The sequence below is a fragment of the Listeria grayi DSM 20601 genome (assembly GCF_000148995.1).
In the GTDB taxonomy this organism is placed as follows: Bacteria; Bacillota; Bacilli; order Lactobacillales; family Listeriaceae; genus Listeria; species Listeria grayi.
Genome location: NZ_GL538353.1, coordinates 50,750 through 73,437 on the forward strand (window position 1 = coordinate 50,750; position 22,688 = coordinate 73,437).

Below are 22,688 nucleotides of genomic sequence, written 5' to 3' on the forward strand. Positions count from 1 at the left end.
TGTTTAAGGAAGCAGTCATTGTACGCAAATGAATCTGCTTAAATTACTTAAACTCCGGGTGCGGAAGGTTCAAACGCAGGCGCTTTTGACTTAGAGAGTGTGCTAATATATTTTAATTATTTTGAGGGGTGAATAGTTTGTCAGGACATGATGTGAAATACGGACGTCATCGCACGCGTAGAAGTTACGCGCGTATCAGTGAAGTGTTAGAATTACCTAACTTGATCGAAATTCAAACGGCATCTTATCAATGGTTCCTAGACGAAGGGCTTCGTGAAATGTTCCGAGATATTTCTCCGATCGAAGACTTTGCTGGAAATCTATCGCTTGAATTTATCGACTACGATCTTGGAGAACCTAAGTATTCGGTTGAAGAATCCAAGAGCAGAGATGCTAACTATGCAGCTCCACTACGTGTCAAACTAAGATTGATCAACAAAGAAACCGGAGAAGTGAAAGACCAAGAAGTATTCATGGGCGATTTCCCGCTGATGACAGAAATGGGTACTTTCATTATTAATGGGGCAGAACGTGTTATCGTTTCCCAATTAGTACGTTCTCCTGGTGTTTATTTCAATGATAAGATCGACAAAAATGGTCGTACTGGATTTGGTTCCACTGTTATCCCTAACCGTGGGGCTTGGCTGGAATATGAAACAGATGCGAAAGATGTTGTCCATGTTCGGATCGACCGTACACGTAAATTACCAGTAACGGTATTGTTGCGTGCACTAGGTTTCGGTTCTGACCAAGATATCATCGAACTTGTCGGTGATAACGAATATTTACGCAATACATTAGAAAAAGATAATACAGATAACGCTGAAAAAGCGTTGCTTGAGATTTACGAACGTCTACGTCCGGGTGAACCGCCTACTGTTGAAAATGCGAGAAACTTACTTATTTCCCGTTTCTTCGATCCAAAACGCTATGATCTGGCAAGCGTAGGACGTTATAAAATCAACAAAAAATTACATTTGAAAAACCGTTTGTTCAACCAACGTTTAGCAGAAACATTAGTTGATCCTGAAACAGGTGAGATCATTGCTTCTAAAGGTGATATTTTGGACCGCCGTGCGCTGGACCAAATCATCCCGAATTTAGAAAGCGGTGTTGGTTTCCGCACACTTCATCCTTCCAATGGAATCATGGATGACAGCGTTGTTGTTCAATCCATCAAAATCTATGCACCAAATGATGAAGAAAAAGAAATCAATATCATTGGTAATGCGTACATCGAAGAAGATGTGAAGCACATTACACCATCTGATATCGTTTCTTCGATCAGTTATTTCTTCAACTTGCTGCATGGCGTTGGCGACACAGATGACATCGACCATTTAGGAAACCGTCGTTTGCGTTCTGTCGGCGAATTGTTGCAAAATCAATTCCGTATTGGTCTATCTCGTATGGAACGTGTGGTACGCGAACGTATGTCGATTCAAGATATGAGTACGATCACACCACAACAATTGATCAACATCCGTCCAGTTGTGGCGTCTATCAAAGAATTCTTCGGTAGCTCCCAGTTATCGCAATTCATGGATCAAACGAATCCGCTTGGCGAATTGACGCACAAACGTCGTCTATCTGCGCTTGGACCTGGTGGTTTGACTCGTGAACGTGCTGGTTATGAAGTACGTGACGTTCACTACTCTCACTATGGCCGTATGTGTCCGATCGAAACGCCAGAAGGCCCGAACATCGGATTGATCAACTCCCTTTCTTCTTATGCGAAAGTAAACAAATTTGGTTTCATCGAAACACCGTACCGTCGTGTGGATCCTGAAACGAACCGCGTTACAGATAAGATCGATTATCTGACAGCAGATGAAGAAGATAACTATGTAGTAGCACAAGCAAACTCGAAACTAGACGATGATGGCTCTTTTGCAGAAGAAGAAGTTATGGCTCGTTTCCGTTCCGAGAACTTAGCTGTTACAAAAGAACGTGTCGATTACATGGACGTATCTCCTAAACAAGTTGTGTCCGTTGCGACAGCATGTATTCCTTTCTTAGAAAACGATGACTCCAACCGTGCGCTGATGGGAGCGAACATGCAACGTCAAGCTGTTCCGCTTATGCACCCAGAAGCACCTTTCGTAGGTACTGGTATGGAACACGTTTCTGCGAAAGACTCCGGTGCTGCGATTACTGCAAAGTATGATGGCATTGTAGAACACGTAGAAGCAAAAGAAATCTGGATTCGCCGTGTATCCGATGTAGATGGTACAGAAGTTACAGGCGGTATCGATAAATATACACTTCGCAAATTCGTTCGTTCCAACCAAGGAACCTGTTATAACCAACGTCCAAACGTTGCAGAAGGCGATCGCGTTGTCAAAGGTGAGATCCTTGCTAATGGTCCTTCGATGGATTCCGGCGAACTTGCACTTGGACGTAACGTACTTGTTGCCTTCATGACATGGGATGGTTACAACTACGAGGATGCGATCATCATGAGCGAACGTCTTGTTAAAGATGACGTTTATACTTCTATTCATATCGAAGAATTTGAATCAGAAGCTCGTGATACAAAACTTGGACCTGAAGAAATGACTCGTGATATTCCAAACGTTGGGGAAGACGCATTGCGTGACCTTGATGAACGCGGAATCATCCGTGTCGGTGCCGAAGTAAAAGACAACGACTTGCTTGTTGGTAAAGTAACGCCTAAGGGTGTAACGGAACTAACTGCTGAAGAACGCTTATTGCATGCCATCTTTGGTGAAAAAGCGCGTGAAGTTCGTGATACTTCTCTTCGTGTACCACATGGTGGCGGCGGAATCGTATTGGATGTTAAAATCTTTACACGTGAAGCTGGCGACGAATTACCACCAGGTGTTAACCAATTAGTACGTGTTTATATCGTTCAAAAACGTAAAATCCATGAAGGGGACAAAATGGCCGGTCGTCATGGTAATAAAGGGGTTATCTCTCGTATTTTACCTGAAGAAGATATGCCGTTTATGCCTGATGGCACACCAGTCGACATCATGCTTAACCCACTAGGGGTTCCATCACGGATGAACATTGGACAAGTACTAGAATTGCATCTTGGTATGGCAGCTCGTGCACTTGGCATCCATGTTGCGACACCAGTATTTGATGGTGCAAACGAAGAAGATGTGTGGAGCACTGTAGAAGAAGCCGGCATGGCACGCGATGCGAAAACGATCCTGTACGATGGACGTACTGGCGAACCTTTCGATAACCGTGTTTCCGTTGGTATCATGTATATGATCAAACTTGCCCACATGGTCGACGACAAATTACATGCTCGTTCAACTGGACCTTATTCCCTTGTTACACAACAACCGCTTGGTGGTAAAGCACAATTCGGTGGACAACGTTTCGGGGAAATGGAAGTTTGGGCGCTTGAAGCTTACGGCGCGGCTTATACGCTTCAAGAGATCCTAACAATCAAGTCCGATGATGTTGTAGGACGTGTGAAAACTTACGAAGCAATCGTTAAGGGTGAAAGTGTACCGCAACCAGGTGTACCAGAATCCTTTAAAGTATTAATAAAAGAACTTCAAAGTCTTGGTATGGATGTTAAGATCCTTTCTGCTGACGAAGAAGAAATCGAATTCCGTGATCTAGACGATGACGATTTCGCTGGTCAAAACGAAGCGTTCAATATCGTGAAACCAGAAGAAGCACAGACCGAGCAGGTTGATTAACCAGCCCGATAGTTAAGACTCCAAAACAAATAAACGCAGCGAAACGACAAACGCTCATCTTCATTTGCCGTCTCGCTGGGTGCTGGCGGAAAAGGTTAGAAATAACGATTTCCGCAACGCAAATTTGTTTTCCGATAAAAATCAAACAGAAGGATGTGGCTGTTAAAGAGGCTTTTGTTTCTTTAACAGGCAGCTTCTTCCGAATTATAATTAGGAGGTTGGGCACTTGTTAGATGTCAATAATTTTGAGTATATGAAAATTGGTCTTGCATCTCCGGATAAAATTCGTTCGTGGTCACATGGTGAAGTTAAAAAACCAGAAACCATCAACTACAGAACTTTAAAACCAGAACGCGACGGTTTGTTCTGTGAACGTATCTTTGGTCCAATGAAAGACTGGGAATGTTCGTGTGGTAAGTACAAACGCGTACGTTATAAAGGCGTAGTTTGTGACCGTTGCGGCGTAGAAGTGACCAAATCCAAAGTACGTCGTGAACGTATGGGACACATTGAGCTAGCTGCTCCTGTTTCTCACATTTGGTATTTCAAAGGTATCCCAAGCCGTATGGGTCTTGTAATGGACATGAGCCCGCGTGCACTGGAAGAAATCATTTACTTCGCTTCCTACGTTGTAACTGAACCAGGCGATACCCCACTAGAAAAGAAACAATTACTTTCTGAAAAAGAATACCGTGTTTACCGTGAAAAATACGGGAAAAATTTCCACGCTGGAATGGGTGCAGAAGCAATCAAAAAGATTCTTTCTGACATCGATCTAGAAAAAGAAACACAAGAATTGAAAGCTGAACTTCAAACAGCACAAGGACAACGTCGTACACGTGCTATTCGTCGTTTGGAAGTAATGGAAGCATTCCGTAATTCCGGCAATGAGCCAAGCTGGATGATCTTGGATGTACTACCTGTTATCCCGCCGGAAATCCGTCCAATGGTTCAATTAGAAGGTGGACGTTTTGCAACAAGTGACTTGAATGACTTGTACCGCCGGGTTATCAACCGGAACAACCGTTTGAAACGTTTGCTTGATTTAGGTGCGCCTAACATCATCGTGCAAAATGAAAAACGTATGCTCCAAGAAGCTGTCGACGCATTGATCGATAACGGTCGTCGCGGTCGTCCAGTTACAGGACCAGGTAATCGCCCATTGAAATCTCTTTCTCACATGCTGAAAGGGAAACAAGGACGTTTCCGTCAAAACTTACTAGGTAAACGTGTCGACTATTCCGGTCGTTCCGTTATCGTCGTAGGTCCAAACCTTAAAATGTATCAATGTGGTCTGCCAAAAGAAATGGCGCTTGAATTATTCAAACCATTTGTTATGAAAGAGCTCGTTTCTCGCGGTTTAGCACACAATATCAAGAGCGCAAAACGTAAGATCGAACGTATGGCAGCTGAAGTTTGGGACGTTTTAGAAGAAGTTATCCGGGAACATCCGGTTCTCCTTAACCGCGCACCTACACTTCACCGTCTTGGTATCCAAGCATTTGAACCAACGCTTGTAGAAGGCCGGGCGATCCGTCTTCACCCGCTAGTATGTACAGCTTACAACGCTGACTTCGATGGTGACCAAATGGCGGTCCACGTGCCATTGTCTGCAGAAGCACAAGCAGAAGCTCGTCTTCTAATGCTCGCAGCTCAAAACATTCTAAATCCAAAAGATGGTAAACCAGTTGTAACACCATCTCAAGATATGGTACTAGGTAACTACTACTTAACATTAGAACGTGAAAATGCTGTCGGCGAAGGTTTAGTTTTCAAAGATATCAACGAAGCAATGATCGCTTATACAAACGGTTACGTGCATTTGCATTCTCGTATCGGGGTTTATGCTGGATCGATCCAAAATGAACGCTTTACAGAAGAACAACGTAAACAATTGTTGATCACAACCGTTGGTAAATTGGTATTCAACACGATTCTTCCGGAATCATTCCCGTATATCAACGAACCAACGAAATATAACCTTGAAATCGAAACACCTACGAAATACTTTGTCGATACAACAACAGATGTGAAAACGCATATCGCGAACCAACCGTTGATCGATCCATTCAAAAAAGGTATCTTAGGAAACATCATTGCAGAAGTATTCAAGAAGTTCCACATTACGGAAACTTCCAAAATGCTTGACCGCATGAAAGATCTAGGATTCAAGATCTCCACAAAAGCCGGCATCACAGTTGGTATCGCGGATATCTTGACACTCCAAGAAAAACCGGAGATCCTTGAAAAAGCACATGACAAAGTTGAAAAAATCACCAAACAATTCCGTCGTGGTCTGATTACAGATGATGAACGTTATGAACGTGTTATCGGTGTTTGGAATGCTGCCAAAGATGAGATCCAAAATAAACTGATCTTGAGTTTGGAACGCTTGAACCCAATCTTCATGATGCAAGATTCTGGAGCTCGTGGTAACATCTCCAACTTTACACAACTTGCCGGTATGCGTGGTCTAATGGCCGATCCATCCGGACGTATCGTAGAACTTCCGATCACTTCCAATTTCCGTGAAGGTCTAACGGTCTTAGAATACTTCATCTCTACCCATGGTGCTCGTAAAGGTCTTACCGATACAGCCCTTAAAACAGCCGATTCCGGTTACTTGACTCGTCGTTTGGTTGACGTAGCGCAAGATGTTATCATTCGTGAAGACGATTGTGGTACTGACCGTGGTCTAACAATCAAAGCGATCCGCGAAGGTACGGAAATCATCGAACCACTGGAAGAACGTTTGGAAGGACGTTATGCTCGTAAAACGATCAGACATCCGGAAACAAACGAGATCATCGTAAAAGAAAATGATTTGATCACCGAAGATATTGCGGTACAAATCATTGGCGCAGGTATCGAAGAAGTTTCGATCCGTTCTGCCTTTACATGTAACACGAAACATGGTGTATGTAAGAAATGTTACGGTAAAAACTTGGCAACAGGTACAGAAGTGGAAGTCGGAGAAGCAGTTGGTATCATCGCTGCCCAATCCATTGGGGAACCAGGTACACAGCTTACAATGCGTACGTTCCATACTGGTGGGGTTGCCGGAGACGATATCACACAAGGTCTTCCTCGTATCCAAGAAATTTTTGAAGCCCGTAATCCAAAAGGACAAGCTACGATCACAGAAGTTGCTGGTGAAGTCGTTTCGATCGAAGAAGGACGCGATCGCGGTCTAGAAATCACGATCCAAGGTGTTGACGACCGTCGTTCCTACACCGTTCCTTACACAGCACGTCTAAGAGTCGAAGTTGGTTCTATGTTGGACCGTGGTGAAGCATTAACAGAAGGTTCTATCGATCCAAAAGCATTGATCCGCGTACGTGACGTATTATCCGTACAAGAATATCTACTTGCAGAAGTACAAAAAGTTTACCGTATGCAAGGGGTAGAAATCGGCGATAAACACGTCGAAGTTATGGTACGTCAAATGTTACGTAAGATCCGTGTCATGGATACTGGGGATACAAACATCCTTCCAGGAACACTTATGGATATCCAAACATTCACGGAAGCTAACCGCGATACGATCCTTGCCGGCAAACAACCAGCAACAGGTCGTCCAGTATTGCTAGGAATCACGAAAGCTTCCTTGGAAACAGATTCCTTCTTGTCCGCTGCTTCCTTCCAAGAAACAACTCGTGTCCTTACAGATGCGGCAATCAAAGGAAAACGTGACGAATTGCTAGGATTGAAAGAAAACGTAATCCTAGGTAAATTAGTCCCAGCTGGTACAGGTATCGGTCGCTACCGTAAACTGAAATCAGAAGTTATTGCTGACAAACCCGCATTAAGCGAGTCTGACGAAATCACAACATTATAAAAGAAACATTGCTCCTTCATTTCGGTGAAGGAGCATTTTTTTATATCCAAAACATAGTAAAACCACCCTATTCGTGTTATTATGATGATAATAAGACTAGTAAAAATTCCAAACTAAAATCTGTGAGTACTCATGAAAGAAGCCATTCTTTATTTGAGTACTCTTTTTTTGCAGCTACAAAAAAAGGGAGATGTTCTCATGTTAGACGAGCTGAAATGTATCATGCTACTTTCGATAGAAGCAGGAATACAGCCTTTAGCTTCCAACCAATCAGAAATTGCCGCTAATTTTCCTCATATTAGTTTTACTGAAGGAGATATCACCAAGGCCGTGTCATTTCTAAAGGGGAAAAACTTTATCTTGGAAGAGGATCAGCACTTCCGGTTGACTGCTAAAGGTAATGAAGTCGTTAAAAGAATTAAAAAAGCAAGGGATTTTATGTAGGCTAAGCAAGAATAATTGCGAAACCAATGTTAAGATGTTTAACATTTTAGGACAAATTGCTTAAAATTCTGCGTTTATTGTTTAGCCAATGAAGAGAAGTGGAATATATCTTCATAAACAAAAAAGAAAAGAGTTCTATTTCTCAAAAAATGCAGTCTAAAAGGATGTTTTGCGCTATGAGCAAAAGAGTGAATAGGAAAATTTCTGCCAATATGTGGTGGATCATTATTGTAGCTTTAGTAGTTGTTTTGGCCGCGAGTCTAGTAATTGGATATACAGCACGATTATAAGGGATAAGAAGAAAGAAAGGCGCGGGGAACGTCTTTTTTCTTTACCAAAAAGAGAGGGAGGAATCAGGATGAACTTGAAAAGCAGTTATGTGAAAAGTTGGTTGGAAGAAGAAATCAAGGAGAACACAGTTGCTTTTGTGATGCAACAAACAGCAGCAGAGATTGTTGAAAAAATTATAGCAGACAATCCGGAATTGAAGAAAAAACAACGGTTTGATCTTGAAAAGTTGGAAACTGTAGAAAATATAAGATGCCTAGCCACTGCAGAATACATTATTGCAGATGTAGAGTTACCGACTTTCTTTTCAAAACGAGAAGGGCAAACTTATATCTTTATCAGCTATACCAAAGAATGGAACGCAAACTTGACAAGACTTTTGCTCCATGCGGATTATATTATCGAGCATGAAGGTAGCTTGGAACTACCTAAAAACATGAAAACTATCATCGACGGGCAAATAGTGCCATCGAACAATTATACTTTTATCAAGCGGAGAGAGCAGCTGGCAACATCAAAAGCCAAAAAGAATATCGTCATGTACTGTGGCGGCTTCAAGAATAATGGGATCACTTCTTCTGCCCTTAACTTAATGAAAAACTTGAATAAAGATAAATACCAGATCATTGTCATTGAGCAAGAAAAATTACCGTATTATGAAGCCCTCAACTTTAAAAAGATACCGGAACACGTTATCAAGATTCAGATCCCAGGCAATATCAATATTGCTCACGATGAGGAAGAGGTCTTTTTAGATTTTCATTGTCATCCATTAGAACATTTAATGAAAAATGGGCCTACCGGTTTTCTGACTGATGAGATCAAAACGATTTATCAAAGAGAATTACAACGCGTACTCGGGAATATCGAGATCGATATTGCCCTTGATTTTGACGGCTATTTCAAATATTGGACATTGTTGCTCGCTTCCTCTAATAGTCCGAGGAAAATCATTTATCAACATAATGAGATGATGCAAGAGTATAGTAAAAAGCTAGGGAAAGCGTATAAGCACAGATCAGATCTGAATATCATCTTCCCGCTTTATAATTACTTTGACGTGATCGTTTCTGTTGCCAAACAAACAGGAGAAGTGAATAAACAACATCTGGAACATGTCGTTCAGGATACGAGCAAGATGACCTATATCCACAATTCGATCGATTATGAAGCCATCCTAAGTTCTGCAAAGGAAGACAACGATATCGAGATTCCCTCCGATACTTTCAACTTTGTGACGATGGGAAGATTGTCGCCAGAAAAAAACCATAAAGGGCTGATAAAAGCATTTAAACAGCTACAAGAAAAACATGCAGATACACAGCTTTTTATTATCGGGCTTGGTGAACTAGAAGAAGAATTGAAGAAGTATACCAGCGAATTAGGACTGGAGGATAAAGTCCATATCCTCGGCCAGCTGGAGAATCCTTTTCCGATAATAAACGCATGCGATGCTTTTGTTTTATCATCTATCCATGAAGGACAGCCGATGGTGCTGCTGGAATGTCTGGTTCTTGAAAAGCCGATCGTATCGACGAATATCCCCGGTTGCTACAGTATTTTGAAAGACGGTTATGGTTTGTTAGTAGATAAAAGCACAGAAGGGCTAGTGGAAGGCATGGAAAAACTCTTGTTGGGCTATGATGATTTTAAAAAATTCGATTATAAAGCATACAATAAAGAAGCCGTTAAAATGCTGGAAGAAGTCTTGGAAGGAAAGTGATTTCGTTCTTGACATGTAATGCATTACACAGTTTATGCTTGGTTCATGAATAACAGAAAGAGGTGCAGGTTATATGTCAGTAGTGAAGAAATTTCCAGAAGGATTTTTATGGGGCGGTGCTACAGCTGCCAATCAAGTCGAAGGTGCGTATGATTTAGACGGCAAGGGGCTTTCGACAGCAGATATGGTGCGGTATATCCCTAAAGCAGAGCGTACCAAAGATCATGCGCTGGACGTTACGCGGGAAGAAATCGAGGCGATCCTGTCTGGTAAGGAAGAGGGTCGTTTTCCGAAACGCGACGGCATTGATTTTTATCATCATTATAAGGAAGATATTGCTTTGTTTGCAGAAATGGGCTTTAAAGTTTTCCGGCTATCGATCAACTGGGCGCGGATCTTTCCGAATGGCGACGATGCCGAACCAAACGAAGCAGGTCTTCGATTTTATGATGATGTCTTTGATGAATGTCTGAAATATGGGATCGAGCCACTGGTCACATTGTCACATTATGAAACGCCGCTTCAATTGACGCTGAAATATAATGGCTGGGCAGATCGACGTGTGATCGGTTTCTTTATGAACTACGCGGAAACGGTTTTTAAACGTTATCGTTCCAAAGTGAAATATTGGCTGACATTCAATGAGATCAATGTGATCACGCTTAGTCCGTATACAGGCGGCGGGGTTTTGGTCGAAAGTGCCGAAAACAAACTGCAGCTTTGCTACCAAGCGGCGCATCATCAGTTAGTTGCAAGTAGCTTAGCAACTAAACTTGCGCATGAGATCATTCCAGGATCCCAAGTAGGCTGTATGCTTGCGCGAATGGCGACTTATCCTGCTACCAATAACCCAGATGATATTTTAAAGGCGCAGAAACTAAACCAAATGAACCTCTTCTTTACGGACGTACATGCAAAGGGTGAATATCCATTCTTCATGAAACGATATTTTGAAGAAAAGGATATTCATATTCAAAAAGAAGTCGGCGACGACGAGATCTTGAAAGCCCACACTGTCGATTTTATTTCTTTCAGTTATTATATGTCGCTTTCCACATCGAGCAGTCCAGAAGCGCAAACCAGTTCCGGCAATCTAATGGGCGGAGTGAAAAACCCTTATTTGGAAACATCCGATTGGGGCTGGCAGATCGATCCGAAAGGCCTTCGCTATACACTGAATGACTTTTATACCCGTTATGAGCTCCCGCTTTTCATCGTAGAAAACGGACTTGGTGCATATGATGAAGTAGAAGCAGATGGCTCGATCCATGATGAATACCGGATCGATTATTTACGCAAGCATATCGAACAAATGCAAGAAGCGATTACTGACGGCGTGGAGTTGATCGGCTATACAAGCTGGGGACCGATCGATCTAGTCAGTGCTTCCACAAGCGAAATGTCGAAACGCTATGGTTTCATCTATGTCGATCAAGACGACGACGGCAACGGAACATTAGCACGTTCCCGCAAAGATTCATTTTTCTGGTACAAACAAGTAATCGAGTCAAATGGAGAAACGTTATAAGATATTTTTCTCGCAAGCCAGTGTAGATCACTGGCTTGTTTTTCTATGCCGAAAAACGCTATAATAAACGTAATTTCGGATTGAACGAGTTGGAGGGAGTTAAGGATGGCAGGAATTTATATACGCCAAGCAAAAGAGAGAGATCTAGTAGCAATCATGCAGATCATTGGAGAAGCAAAGCAGCTGCTGAAACAAGAGGGTAGTCCGCAATGGCAGGATGGCCATCCGAATGAAGAAGTGCTGATAGCCGACATCGCGAGCGGTTGCTGCTATGTACTGATATGCGGAAAAAGGATAGCAGGAACAGCGACATTGCTGGAAGAAAAGGAAAAAAACTATGCGAAGATCGAAGCAGGGAGCTGGCTGAACGAGAATACTCCTTACACGACGATCCACCGTATCGCGATCTCTGCCGAGTACCGCGGAAGGCAACTGGGTCAATATTTTTTCTCCAATCTTATCAGCTTATCCGTAGCGAAAGGCTGTTCGCAAGTCCGTATCGATACCCACGAATTGAATGTCCGCATGCAGCATTATATCAAGAAATTCGATTTTAGCTACCGCGGTATCATTTATGTAACACCAGATGAAAATGGAAAACGACTAGCTTATGAGTGGAATGGTTGAACAGAAAACTAATAATGTACCGTTTTTTCCAATTTAATGAAACATATACCGGAATAGACTCTGTGCATTGAATACCGCGGTCTACATTCGCTATAATGAAGACAGTCATAACGATTTAGGAGGGCTTCATATGGAGATTGCCGGGCTTCACCACATTACAGCGGTAACGACTGATTTAGAAAAGAATCGCTTCTTTTATGCAGAAGTATTAGGACTTCGAACCGTGAAAGAAGCAGACGAGTCAGAGAAATTCATTTATTATGGGGATGCGTTAGGGACACCGGGGACGTTAGTTGCATTTGTCGAAGAAAAGGAAGCGCTACCAACTATATTCGGAAGAAATCAAATTTCTGTCATCGGTTTTACAGTACCATCCAAAGCTTCACTCGTTTATTTTGGTAAGCGCTTTAACGAATATGATATTTCATACCAATCCATTACCGAATACGGCCGGGAAGGGATTTCTCTGTGCGATCCCGATGGGTTGAGAGTGCATCTGATCGTTGCAGAAAATGAACTGCTACGGCCTGTGCACCAACTTTGGGAAGAAAGTCCGATACCTCTTGAATATCAGATTTTGGGACTGGGCCCGGTGCGATTTTCCATTTTCAAAAAAATGCGAACGGATGATATGCTCGTGAAATTATTTGGTTATATACGCAAAGGGGCCTACGAGGAGGATGAGAAATATCTTACTGTTTTTCAAAGCGGACCGGCTAGTGAAATCCATGTAGAATCGCGGCCGGATTTGAGTGTGCAGCCAATTGGAGCGGGAGCAGTCAGCCATATCGCTTTTCGCACTTCCAATGAAGCATCGTTAGAACAATGGCAGGCCTATTTGAAAAAGAAAAAAATCAAACATTCCGAAATCAAAGATCATGGCGCATTTCAGTCGATCTATTTTAAAGAAACGCATGGCTTGCTGATCGAGATCGCTACCGCTACGCCGGGATTTGGCTTGGAAGCAAATTAAGGCTTATCAATTTATTTCCTTCATGATACAATTTAAAAGACAGTATGAAGGAGGAAGTACGGATTGGATAAAAAAGTATTGCGATTCTATTTTATAAGACACGGAAAAACGGAATGGAATATTTCCAGACAAATGCAGGGCTGGGGAGATTCGCCGTTAGTAGAAGAAGGGATCAACGGCGCAAAAGCTGTTGGCGACATTCTTCGAGATATACCATTTGAAGCCGTTTATACGAGTACAAGTAAACGTACACAAGATACAGCTAATTTGATCACGAACGAAAAATATCCGCTTCACCCACTTGAAGAACTGCGCGAAATGCACTTCGGAACTTGGGAAGGCGTTTCGATCTTGGATCTGGACCGCGACTTTCCAGAAGAACGAGAGATCTTCATGACGGATGCGGCGGCTTACACTGCAGAAGTAAACGGCGGCGAAACGTTCTATGAACTGGCTGACCGTGTGCGCGGCGGCTTGGAAAAAATAGTCGCTAACCATGAGGAAGGCAATATTTTGATCGTTTCCCATGGCATGACACTCTCCTTACTACTGCATCTATTGGCAGGCGGTGGCGTAGAGGATTATCGTACAAAAGCTGCCCGCATCTTGAATACGAGCGTAAGTGTTGTCTGCTATGAAGACGGCAAGTATGAGGTCGAGGCGCTTAATCAGGTGGAGCATTTAGTATAAAAAAAGCTTGAGATATTTTTCTGTCTCAAGCTTTTTTCTAACTTATAGTTCCTCACCATTTGTTTCGATCACATGTTGATACCAATAATAACTTTCTTTCGGAATACGTGTCATCGGCGCATCATCGGAGACATCGCGGTCGACGTAGACGAAACCATAGCGCTTTTGGTAGCCGTTCAGCCAGCTGAGTAGATCAGTGAAGCTCCATGTGCAGTAGCCAAGTACCGTAACGCCGTCGCTGATAGCATCGCGGATCGCACTTGCGTGATTTTGCAGATAGTCGATCCGATAACTGTCATTGATTTTGCCATTTTCCAGTTTATCAAATTCACCCAAACCATTTTCCGTGATCAGGATCGGCAAATCATAGCGGCTGTTGATGCGGCGCAAGGCAATGCGAAGGCCTTCAGGATCGATCGTCCAATCCCAGTTCGTCGTTTTCACATAAGGATTGACGACTTTTTTGTAAACACCTGGGATTCCTGTTTCTTTGGAAGTTCCTTTTTTACCGGTGGTATTCATTTCAGAACTTTGTGTGACGCCGTCGATCGGGTTGTGAGCGACCGTTGCGGATTGGTAATAGTTTACACCCATAAAGTCCGGCTTGGCAGAACGAAGCAGTTCCATATCACCGTCTTCGATTTGGGGAGCGATCCCTTTTTCTTCCAGGTTTTTCAGAATGCTAGAAGGATAACGACCATTGGCATAGACATCCATCCAGAAATAACTGTTCAATTCTTCGGCATTTTCGGCAGCAAGGACATTTTTAGGATCAGTGTCCACAGGATAGTGCGGCGTATATGCAAAACTTGGACCGATCTTACCAGTTGGCACGATCTCATGAAAAGCATTGATAACGCTTGCATTTGCTAGGTTCGCAATGTGATTGACTTGGTACATGCGCTTCATGTCTTGTACTTTTGGCGGATGAAGAGCAGTGCCATAACCCATTCCAACGAAAATATTTTGCTCATTCAGAGAAACCCAGTATTTCACGCGGTCACCGAATCGTTCAAATAAAATTTTCGAATAATTGGTAAAGTCATCAATCACTTGACGCGATTCCCAGCCGCCATATTCGTCAAATAACGCTTGCGGGATATCCCAGTGATAAAGTGTCAAGACAGGTTCAATGTGGTGTTTGATCAACTCATTGATCAAGTTGTCGTAGAAAGCAATGCCTGCTTCATTGACTTCTCCCTTGCCAGTAGGCAGGATACGTGACCAAGCGACAGAAAAACGGTAGGCTTTGAGGCCCATATCAGCCATCAGTTGTACATCTTCTTTGTAGCGGTGATAATGATCGACTGCAACATCACCGTTTGTTCCTTCAAAAGTAGTACCTGGGATGCGGACGTAATTATCCCAGACAGAAGGCCCTTTGCCGTCTTCGTCCCAAGCGCCTTCGATTTGATAAGCTGCTGAAGCCGAGCCCCATAGGAAATCTTTGGGGAAACTTGTTCGATTTACATGTTCCATCTCATTAACCTCCATTAAAAATATTTACTATTTAATTTTAAAGTATAATCTTTTAAAAAGACAGCAAAAAACTAAAAAAAACAAGAAAAAAACGGGAAACCGCTTTTTCTTGTTTTTTTGGTTAGTGGTTATTCAAAATAAAGTCTTCAAATACTTTGGCTACGCCGCTTTCGTTATTGGTAGTCGTTACATGGTTAGCCAACTCTTTAATAGCAGGAATGGCATTTCCCATCGCAACGCCCAGACCGGCGTATTCGATCATGGTCGTATCGTTTTCGTGATCGCCGATAGCGATGACTTCGGATTGTTTGATGCCAAGTGTTTCTGCTAACAGCTTGACAGCATTGCCTTTGCTCGCTTGTTTATTCAATACTTCCAAATAGAAAGAAGCACTGCGGACTAGATTGTATTTCTCGCGGAATTCATCACTGAGTTTCGCAATACCTGCTTCTAGTGTAGGGCCTTCATCGATAAACATCGCCTTCGACATCAAAAAGTCTTCGGGGATATTCTCAATGTCTTCGATCAAGAGCTGACTATTCGTTAGGTAAGCTTCAACGATCGTATACTTACCGACATGACGATTTGGTGTGTAGATGAATTTATCATCAAAGAAATGCATATGTAAGTTTATATCCTTACTAGTTTGATAAATTTCTTCCAGATCTTCTTTTGTCAGCGTCAAATGAGAAATAACTTCTTTTGTAAAGGTGTCTTGAATGAGGGCGCCGTTAAAAGTGATGACATAATCGCCTTCTTCGCGAAGTTCCAGATCACTTAGATACTGGGCCACGCCAACAAGCGGACGACCGGTACAAAGAACGACTTTTACACCCATCGCTTTTGCTTTGCGGATCGCTTGTTTTACTTCCGTTGTAATTTCATGAGCATCATTCAGCAAGGTTCCATCAATATCGATTGCTACTAATTTATACACTATCATAACCCCTTTTTACTAAATTTCTCCTCTAGTATAGCATAGATATTGAAACTAAATGTGATTTGTGTCAAGATGGAGGAAACTGGAAGAAAAGAGTGAAAGAATGAAGTGGCATTATCATATTCAATTTTTAAACAACCAAACAAGAGCTATTTTTGAAACGATCAATGAACAATTAGAGCTGGACAAGGCAAGAGTTTCGGCGATCGAACAGGCACTGGAAGCAGATAACCGCAATGAATTTATCATTGCTGTCAAGGACAACGACGAAAACCCAGTAGGTCTGCTTTTCATAACTGCTGATACGCCTGCCGATAAAGTATGGACGATCGATAGCTTTGCGCTCGTTCCTGAAGTACAGAAACAAGGATTGGGCCGTTTGCTGAATCAAACAATCGCAGAATGGGCAGCAGATAGCGGAGCAAATGCATTGCAGATCAAACTTGCAAAAACAGAGACAGAGGCAGCAGCGTTTCTTACGCATATTGGTTATCAAGTAAAAGCAGATGCAGAGATCGTAACGTTTCAGCTGACAGTTTGATGTCGTTAAAAGAGTTGGGAGAAATTCCCGGCTTTTTTTATGCAAGAAATGCGGCGTTTGTGCAATAAAAATTTGTAATTTTTAAGTCAAAAAAACAAATTTCTTTTATAAAATGGATAAATAAATGGTTAAAATGTTGATTTTGAGCCAAAAAAGCAATTTCATAGCGATTACCTACTTTTTAAAATATGAAAAATATATGGCGAAACCCCTGCCACTTGCTTGTTTTGAGCAAACGCAAGTCTATCGCAACCCATGTTCTATCTGTAAGATAGAAATATAGATGCAGGGGGTTGATAATAGTTGGACTTTTTTGAGATGCAGCAATTTATTACCGCCGATAAAAGTATAATCGAATATATTCTGCATAAAGTTAGAGGCAAAGCCATCCGGTACAAGAGAAGAAACCGTCTATACTTGCAAAAAGAGAAAATGTATATCGTTTCAGAAGGAGTCTTTATCCGAAAAGTCGGTGGGAGACAAAAAACGGGAGTAGAATTTCTGGATGACAGCACAGTACTATTAGAATATTTTTATCGAACGATAGATTCTGAGATCATTGCACTTACAGCCAGTGAAGTTATTGAATTAGATGCCAATGAAGTTATTGATGTCCTAGAAAAAGGGGAAGTACTCTCTGTCCTATTGTTTTATATTTTGGAACAGAGCTTGATAAACAGATATTATTTTGAGCGGCAATTTGATTTTTCATGCGGCGATCGAGTTGCGCTGTTTTTAAAAGAAGCCGCCAGAAGATTTGGGAAGAAAGCGGAGCAGGGGGTGCTGCTACCTAAGTTTTTAACGATCCAGCTGATTGCTTCATATTGTTGCTGTTCCCGCGGAATCGTTGCAGAGACGCTGAATCTTTTTCGGCGGCAAGAATTGCTGAGCCAATATGAAAGTTACTGGTATATCCACGACATCGAAGCTTTTCATCATGCCACAGATAGAAATACTGAAGTATCTCCGATTATATAAAAAGTGAGGCGAATGAAAATGAAAAACAACAAATTGAAGGTCTATAAAAATAATCAAGAAATCTGCGAAACAGGCAATTTTATGATCGTGGAGGGAATGATAGTCCGCCATACCAGTGATCAGCTCATCAACATCATCAAAGAGGGTGAGATCCTTTTTGACGATGCAGAATTTTTGTGTCCGATTTTTCATTATAAAGCAAAGGGAAATGTTGTCTTATTGGAAATCGGGGATACGTTTATCCTGCAATCATACGAGATGCTGAAAAAAGAAGCAGAACAAGCCGTGATGAAAAAGATCGAAAACAAGATCAAGATCATGTCATTATCGGCAGAAGAACGAATCAAAGACTTTTTTATTCAAGTTGGAGAAGAAATCGGAATCAAGGAAGATAGCAGCTGCACGATCCCGGCGATTTTTACGCAAGAGGAGATCGCGAAGTATACCTTCGTTACAAGGGAATATTTGAATGTTATTTTGAAGCGGTTCTGCAAGGTTGGACTGCTAGAAGCTACTAGGCAGAAATGGATTATTTTATTTTGGGAGAAGTGGACAGAGAAAGAAATGGTCAAAAACAACTAGTGAAAACAGAGAAAAAACCGAGAAGATAATCGATCTTTCCGGTTTTTCTCTTCTAATCATCAATGGAATTTGATAGTACCTAAAAACGTCAATATTTTATTATAATCGATATTGTTGAGGGTATTAAATTGCGCTTCTTCTAACTGGTTGAACTGCTCGATCAGATAGTAGGCAGTAAGATAGCGAGTCAGCATCATTTTACTGGCAGCAACGTCATTATTTTCTTCTGGCTGAAATCCCGCAATAACATGATAGGCAAATTTCTCTGGATCGATATAGATTTTCTTTGTTTCCATATCATAAGTCCCCCTTTTTATTTCACAATAACTTCTTTTATCGTTTGTTCCTCTAGAGATGCTTTATAGCGAGGATCTTCAGGAATAGTATACAAAATAATGATCCCCAAGATCACAAAGATTGAAACTCCACCAAAAAACGCATACCAGCTGCCGATTCCAAGCAGCATGGGAGCGAGCATTGGGATCAGCACGCCTTGTAGGTTATTAGCCGATGCCATAATCCCAACGTCTTTACCAGCATTATCCATGTTTGGTAGTACGCGCATTACAAGTGCGGCATCAGAGGAATTGAATAAGCCAAAACCTAGAGCGACCATAACGGATCCGATGACTACGATCGGTATAGAAGTTGCCATCATATCAAACAGAAGTCCAATGATAATAAAGATCGCTCCCATGCAAATGAAAGGACGTTGTTTTTTGAATTTGTCGCTCAATATGCCGCCGACAATGCTCATCATGGCAGTAAAAAAGAGAGCAGCGATATTGATCAAAGAAACCACATGTCCTGCTTCATCGCCAGACATACCAAGCCGCTTGGCCAACATGATAGTCAAATAAGCGGTACTTCCATATCCCATCAAAACAAAGATTTTAAGAAAAATCGCTTTGGTATAGTTAGGGTATTTTCGTGGACTAGGATAAATAGAGGATAAAGTTCGAATCAATGACTTTTTAGCATGAGGGACAGGATTAGCTGGTGTATCTCGAATCAATAGGCATGTAATAACTGGACCGGCGATTCCCATGATCGCAAGTAGAATCCATAGGAAAGCGGGGTAATCTTTATTTAGCAATGCCGCCAAGATCATACCGAACAATACGCCCAATGGTTGAACGATGCCTATTAGTCCGGAGTAAGAAGCACGTTTGGAGACAGGCACTTGGTCGGGCATCAATCCAGCAAAGGAAGCGCCTGCGATATTATAGAAAAATTGCACGATGATCCAGCCGATGATCACATAGAGAATCGAATGGCTCAGCCCCATTAGCAGCATGCCGATCGCTCCAAGCACCCCACCAATCACCAGCCACGTTTTTCGGCGACCGAATGCAAGTCTGGTTCGGTCGCCAAGAGCGCCGCCGATCGGAGGACCAAAAATAGCGAATACAGTACCAAATGCGGAACATAGACCAAATGTTGTCGTGTAATTCTCTGAATCAAGATTGATAACTCGAACGCTTAATAATACAAGCGCCGGCGTAAGAAGTGCGACAGAAAGGAATGTATAGCCGATAATGACAGCAGTTACTAAACGTTTATAATTTGTTTTCATAGGTTCCCCTCATTTCTAAATTTAATAAAATCAAGCGCTTACAAAATGGCCAGCAAAGAATACCGATTTTGATGTGCGAGTGACGATTATCAAAAATAGCTTATAGCAAAAACGAGGAGATTTCTAATAGAAAATCCAGTGTTTTATTAAAGAAGTTAGAAACTTGAAAAAATTCCAGTCGATACTGGATCGATCAGTTATAAAAGCGTTAGCCGAAATTCTTTTGGTGTCATATGAGATTGATCCTTAAAAAGTTTACTGAAGTAGCTTTGATTGCTGAAATTCAGTTTAGAAGTAATATCTTGCAATGTCATGTCGGTGTGCTGCAATAAATACTTTGATTCTTCGATTTTCATTTCTTGGATAAAGGAGCGGATCGTTTGACCAGTTTTTTCATAAAAAACAGTTGATAAATAACTGCGGTTATATCCGGTGTATTCTGCTAGATCGGCATTAGTGATTTTTTCATAAATATTCTGTTGGATATAATCAATGCAATCATTAACGACTTTGGAATCAAACCGCTTTTGCTTGTTTTGGATCAATAGCTGGAACGTGATATTCATTTTTTCAGCCAGTGGGCGAAACTGCTCATGTTTGTTCAGCAAATGGATCTCTTGTAGGAAAACATCGGAATAATGATAGGCGGTATTAGGAGCAACACCAAAAGAAATCGATGCTCGAGTGATCAAAGTGATCATGCTGACAAGAATGTATTTCTTTTGCTCGACACTTTTCAAATCGATTACTTGACGGTCACCAGCGCGGTCAAATTTATCTAAAATGCGCTGGATACTTACTGCGTCGCCAGTTTTCAATTGATTGATCAATATTTTTTCCAATTCATAGCTATCGGAGAAATTAGGCTCTTCCAAGCGCTCACGCTCAAGCTTTGGTGCTGGGAAGGCTTCAGTGCTGGCAGTTCGTATTGTTGGGTCATTATCTGGAACAAGTGCGTAATAAATCAAATGAATAAGATCTAATACTTTTTTCTTTTCTGGATCATTGCCGAGTGAAGCGGGATCTTGTTGATAGGCAATCAATTGTTGTTTATCGAAAAATGCTTTGGGGAACAGGCTAGCGAAATGATAAGAGATTTTATTGCTTTGAAAAAGAAAAGATAAATAGGTTGCTTTCTTGGTATGGAAAACCAAGATATCTTTTGAAATGTCAGTGTTTTTAACGAGCGTATTGATCTGTTCGATTTCTAAGATACTTGTAATGTTTTTCTGATAGACGCATTGATCTTCCGATAAAATTACAAAAGGGAAGTCCAATAAGGATTGAATAGCTTGCAGTTTTAATAAGAATGCTTTCAAAAAATCGCCCCATACATAATTTTTTAATATAATACCAATTTTTTTGATATATTGAAAGCGTTTTTATCTATATAATGAAAGTATTATTAGGAGAGGGGTCTGAATATAATGACATTCAAAGATAACTTTTTATGGGGAGCTTCCACCAGTGCCTATCAAGTGGAGGGGGCTTGGGAGGAAGATGGCAAGGAAGCCTCTGTTCAAGATATTCGTCCACCGTTTGAAGGGACGACGGATTTTAAAATCGCCAGTGATCATTACTATCACTATAAAGAAGATGTCGCGCTGTTTAAGGAGCTGGGGTTAAAAGCATACCGCTTCTCTATTGCTTGGACACGTATAATGCCGCATGGGAAAGTAAACCCGAAAGGTATCCAATTTTACAATGATCTGATTGACGAGCTGATCGCAAACGATATCGAACCGATTCCGACAGTCTTTCACTTTGACTTACCGGCTTCACTGCATGAAAAGGGCGGCTGGCTAAATCGGGAAACGATCGATGCGTTTACCGAGTACTGCCAGGTTTTATTTGATAATTTCGGGGATCGTGTGACTTATTGGCAGACGATCAATGAGCAAAACATGCTTGTTTTTGCCAGTAGAGTGCTGGAGGGAAATAAAACTTCTTGGAAGGATACTTTTCAAGGCAACCATCATATGTTAGTGGCACAAGCAAGGGCAATGAAGCTTTATCATGAAGGGAATTATCCGGGGAAAATAGGACCGGCACCGAATATTTCCTGTGTGTATCCAAAAACAGAAAGACCGGAAGATATGCTGGCAGCCGAATATTTTAGTGCTTTTAGAAACTGGCTGTTTTTAGATGCGGCAGTCTTTGGTACATACAATCACATGGCATGGCGGATTTTAGAAAAATTAGATGCAGTGCCGGAGATCACAGCGGAAGACCGCCAAGTCATGAAAGAAAATACAGCTGATTTTATCGCCTTCAATTATTATAACTCCTCTACCGTTTCGGCTAGTGATGGGAAGGAGAGTGCAGCTAAGGATCAGCAAGACAGCTTTGCGATTCCTGGGTTTTTTAAGGGCGAAAAGAATGAACATCTGCAAACTACCACATTTGCTAATTGGCCGATCGATCCGGTCGGGCTGCGCAACACCGCTCACCAGATCTATAGCCGCTATCGTCTTCCACTGATCATCACGGAAAATGGGTTGGGGCAGCGTGATGAATTAACAGCGGATGGTAAGATCCATGATGATTATCGAATCGATTATTTACGCAGCCACATCGAGCAAATGCAACAAGCGATCGAGGAAGGTGTCGAGCTGTTCGGCTATTGCCCGTGGAGCGCTATTGATTTGATAAGTACGCACGAAGGATTTCGAAAACGATATGGTTTTGTCTATGTGGACCGCTCCGATTTTGATTTAAAAGAACTGAAACGCTACAAAAAAGACAGTTTTTACTGGTATAACAAGGTGATTCGGACGGGTGGACAAGATCTTAAATAA

At 41.8% G+C, this 22,688-nt stretch carries 17 protein-coding genes; 12 read left to right on the forward strand and 5 right to left on the reverse strand.

What is annotated here, in order from left to right; genetic code table 11:
- Window positions 1–128: 128 nt before the first annotated feature.
- From rpoB to HMPREF0556_RS07815, 8 genes are all read left to right on the forward strand, one after another.
- Window positions 129–3,683, forward strand: a complete 3,555-nt coding sequence (gene rpoB / locus HMPREF0556_RS07780) for a DNA-directed RNA polymerase subunit beta (RefSeq protein ID WP_115346132.1) — start codon at window positions 129–131, stop codon at window positions 3,681–3,683.
- A gap of 226 nt (window positions 3,684–3,909) precedes the next feature.
- Window positions 3,910–7,521 carry a DNA-directed RNA polymerase subunit beta' gene (gene rpoC / locus HMPREF0556_RS07785; RefSeq protein WP_003757308.1) on the forward strand — a complete coding sequence of 1,204 codons (3,612 nt, stop codon included), beginning with the start codon at window positions 3,910–3,912 and terminating at the stop codon, window positions 7,519–7,521.
- 198 nt (window positions 7,522–7,719) lie between these two features.
- Entirely contained in the window at window positions 7,720–7,965 is a 246-nt protein-coding gene (locus HMPREF0556_RS07790; protein WP_040486656.1) for a hypothetical protein, read from the forward strand.
- Window positions 7,966–8,323: 358 nt separating this feature from the next.
- Entirely contained in the window at window positions 8,324–9,976 is a 1,653-nt protein-coding gene (locus tag HMPREF0556_RS07795) for a glycosyltransferase (RefSeq protein WP_003757315.1), read from the forward strand.
- A gap of 73 nt (window positions 9,977–10,049) precedes the next feature.
- Window positions 10,050–11,504, forward strand: a complete 1,455-nt coding sequence (locus HMPREF0556_RS07800) for a glycoside hydrolase family 1 protein (protein ID WP_003757318.1) — start codon at window positions 10,050–10,052, stop codon at window positions 11,502–11,504.
- Window positions 11,505–11,609: 105 nt separating this feature from the next.
- Window positions 11,610–12,131 carry a GNAT family N-acetyltransferase gene (locus HMPREF0556_RS07805; RefSeq protein WP_003757320.1) on the forward strand — a complete coding sequence of 174 codons (522 nt, stop codon included), beginning with the start codon at window positions 11,610–11,612 and terminating at the stop codon, window positions 12,129–12,131.
- Between the two features lie 130 nt (window positions 12,132–12,261).
- Window positions 12,262–13,104 (forward strand): VOC family protein, encoded by an 843-nt coding sequence (locus HMPREF0556_RS07810; protein ID WP_003757322.1) that lies wholly within the window; start codon window positions 12,262–12,264, stop codon window positions 13,102–13,104.
- 63 nt (window positions 13,105–13,167) lie between these two features.
- Window positions 13,168–13,794, forward strand: coding sequence for a histidine phosphatase family protein (locus tag HMPREF0556_RS07815; RefSeq protein ID WP_003757324.1), 627 nt, complete (start codon window positions 13,168–13,170; stop codon window positions 13,792–13,794).
- Window positions 13,795–13,836: 42 nt separating this feature from the next.
- On the opposite strand, the gene HMPREF0556_RS07820 is transcribed toward HMPREF0556_RS07815, so the two are convergent.
- Window positions 13,837–15,273 carry a glycoside hydrolase family 1 protein gene (locus HMPREF0556_RS07820; RefSeq protein WP_040486657.1) on the reverse strand — a complete coding sequence of 479 codons (1,437 nt, stop codon included), beginning with the start codon at window positions 15,271–15,273 and terminating at the stop codon, window positions 13,837–13,839.
- A gap of 121 nt (window positions 15,274–15,394) precedes the next feature.
- Window positions 15,395–16,210, reverse strand: a complete 816-nt coding sequence (yidA, locus tag HMPREF0556_RS07825; RefSeq protein ID WP_040486658.1) for a sugar-phosphatase — start codon at window positions 16,208–16,210, stop codon at window positions 15,395–15,397.
- Between the two features lie 106 nt (window positions 16,211–16,316).
- On the opposite strand from yidA, the gene HMPREF0556_RS13020 reads away from it, so the two are divergent.
- The 3 genes from HMPREF0556_RS13020 to HMPREF0556_RS07840 all read left to right on the forward strand — a co-directional run bounded on the left by HMPREF0556_RS13020 (window position 16,317) and on the right by HMPREF0556_RS07840 (window position 18,314).
- Window positions 16,317–16,754 carry a GNAT family N-acetyltransferase gene (locus HMPREF0556_RS13020; RefSeq protein WP_050777015.1) on the forward strand — a complete coding sequence of 146 codons (438 nt, stop codon included), beginning with the start codon at window positions 16,317–16,319 and terminating at the stop codon, window positions 16,752–16,754.
- A 303-nt stretch (window positions 16,755–17,057) separates the two neighbouring features.
- Window positions 17,058–17,732 (forward strand): cyclic nucleotide-binding domain-containing protein, encoded by a 675-nt coding sequence (locus tag HMPREF0556_RS07835; RefSeq protein ID WP_040486659.1) that lies wholly within the window; start codon window positions 17,058–17,060, stop codon window positions 17,730–17,732.
- An 18-nt stretch (window positions 17,733–17,750) separates the two neighbouring features.
- Window positions 17,751–18,314 carry a Crp/Fnr family transcriptional regulator gene (locus HMPREF0556_RS07840; protein ID WP_169308999.1) on the forward strand — a complete coding sequence of 188 codons (564 nt, stop codon included), beginning with the start codon at window positions 17,751–17,753 and terminating at the stop codon, window positions 18,312–18,314.
- A gap of 59 nt (window positions 18,315–18,373) precedes the next feature.
- Here HMPREF0556_RS07840 and HMPREF0556_RS07845 read toward each other — a convergent pair whose 3' ends face one another.
- From HMPREF0556_RS07845 to HMPREF0556_RS07855, 3 genes are all read right to left on the reverse strand, one after another.
- On the reverse strand, window positions 18,374–18,610 hold the full coding sequence (locus HMPREF0556_RS07845) for a hypothetical protein (RefSeq protein WP_003757334.1): 237 nt from the start codon (window positions 18,608–18,610) through the stop codon (window positions 18,374–18,376).
- Between the two features lie 17 nt (window positions 18,611–18,627).
- A complete protein-coding gene (locus tag HMPREF0556_RS07850; protein ID WP_003757335.1) occupies window positions 18,628–19,890 on the reverse strand; it encodes an MFS transporter in 1,263 nt (420 codons plus the stop codon).
- A 197-nt stretch (window positions 19,891–20,087) separates the two neighbouring features.
- Window positions 20,088–21,209, reverse strand: a complete 1,122-nt coding sequence (locus tag HMPREF0556_RS07855) for a helix-turn-helix transcriptional regulator (RefSeq protein ID WP_003757336.1) — start codon at window positions 21,207–21,209, stop codon at window positions 20,088–20,090.
- Between the two features lie 108 nt (window positions 21,210–21,317).
- Between HMPREF0556_RS07855 and HMPREF0556_RS07860 the strand changes: the two genes are divergently transcribed.
- On the forward strand, window positions 21,318–22,688 hold the full coding sequence (locus HMPREF0556_RS07860; protein ID WP_003757337.1) for a glycoside hydrolase family 1 protein: 1,371 nt from the start codon (window positions 21,318–21,320) through the stop codon (window positions 22,686–22,688).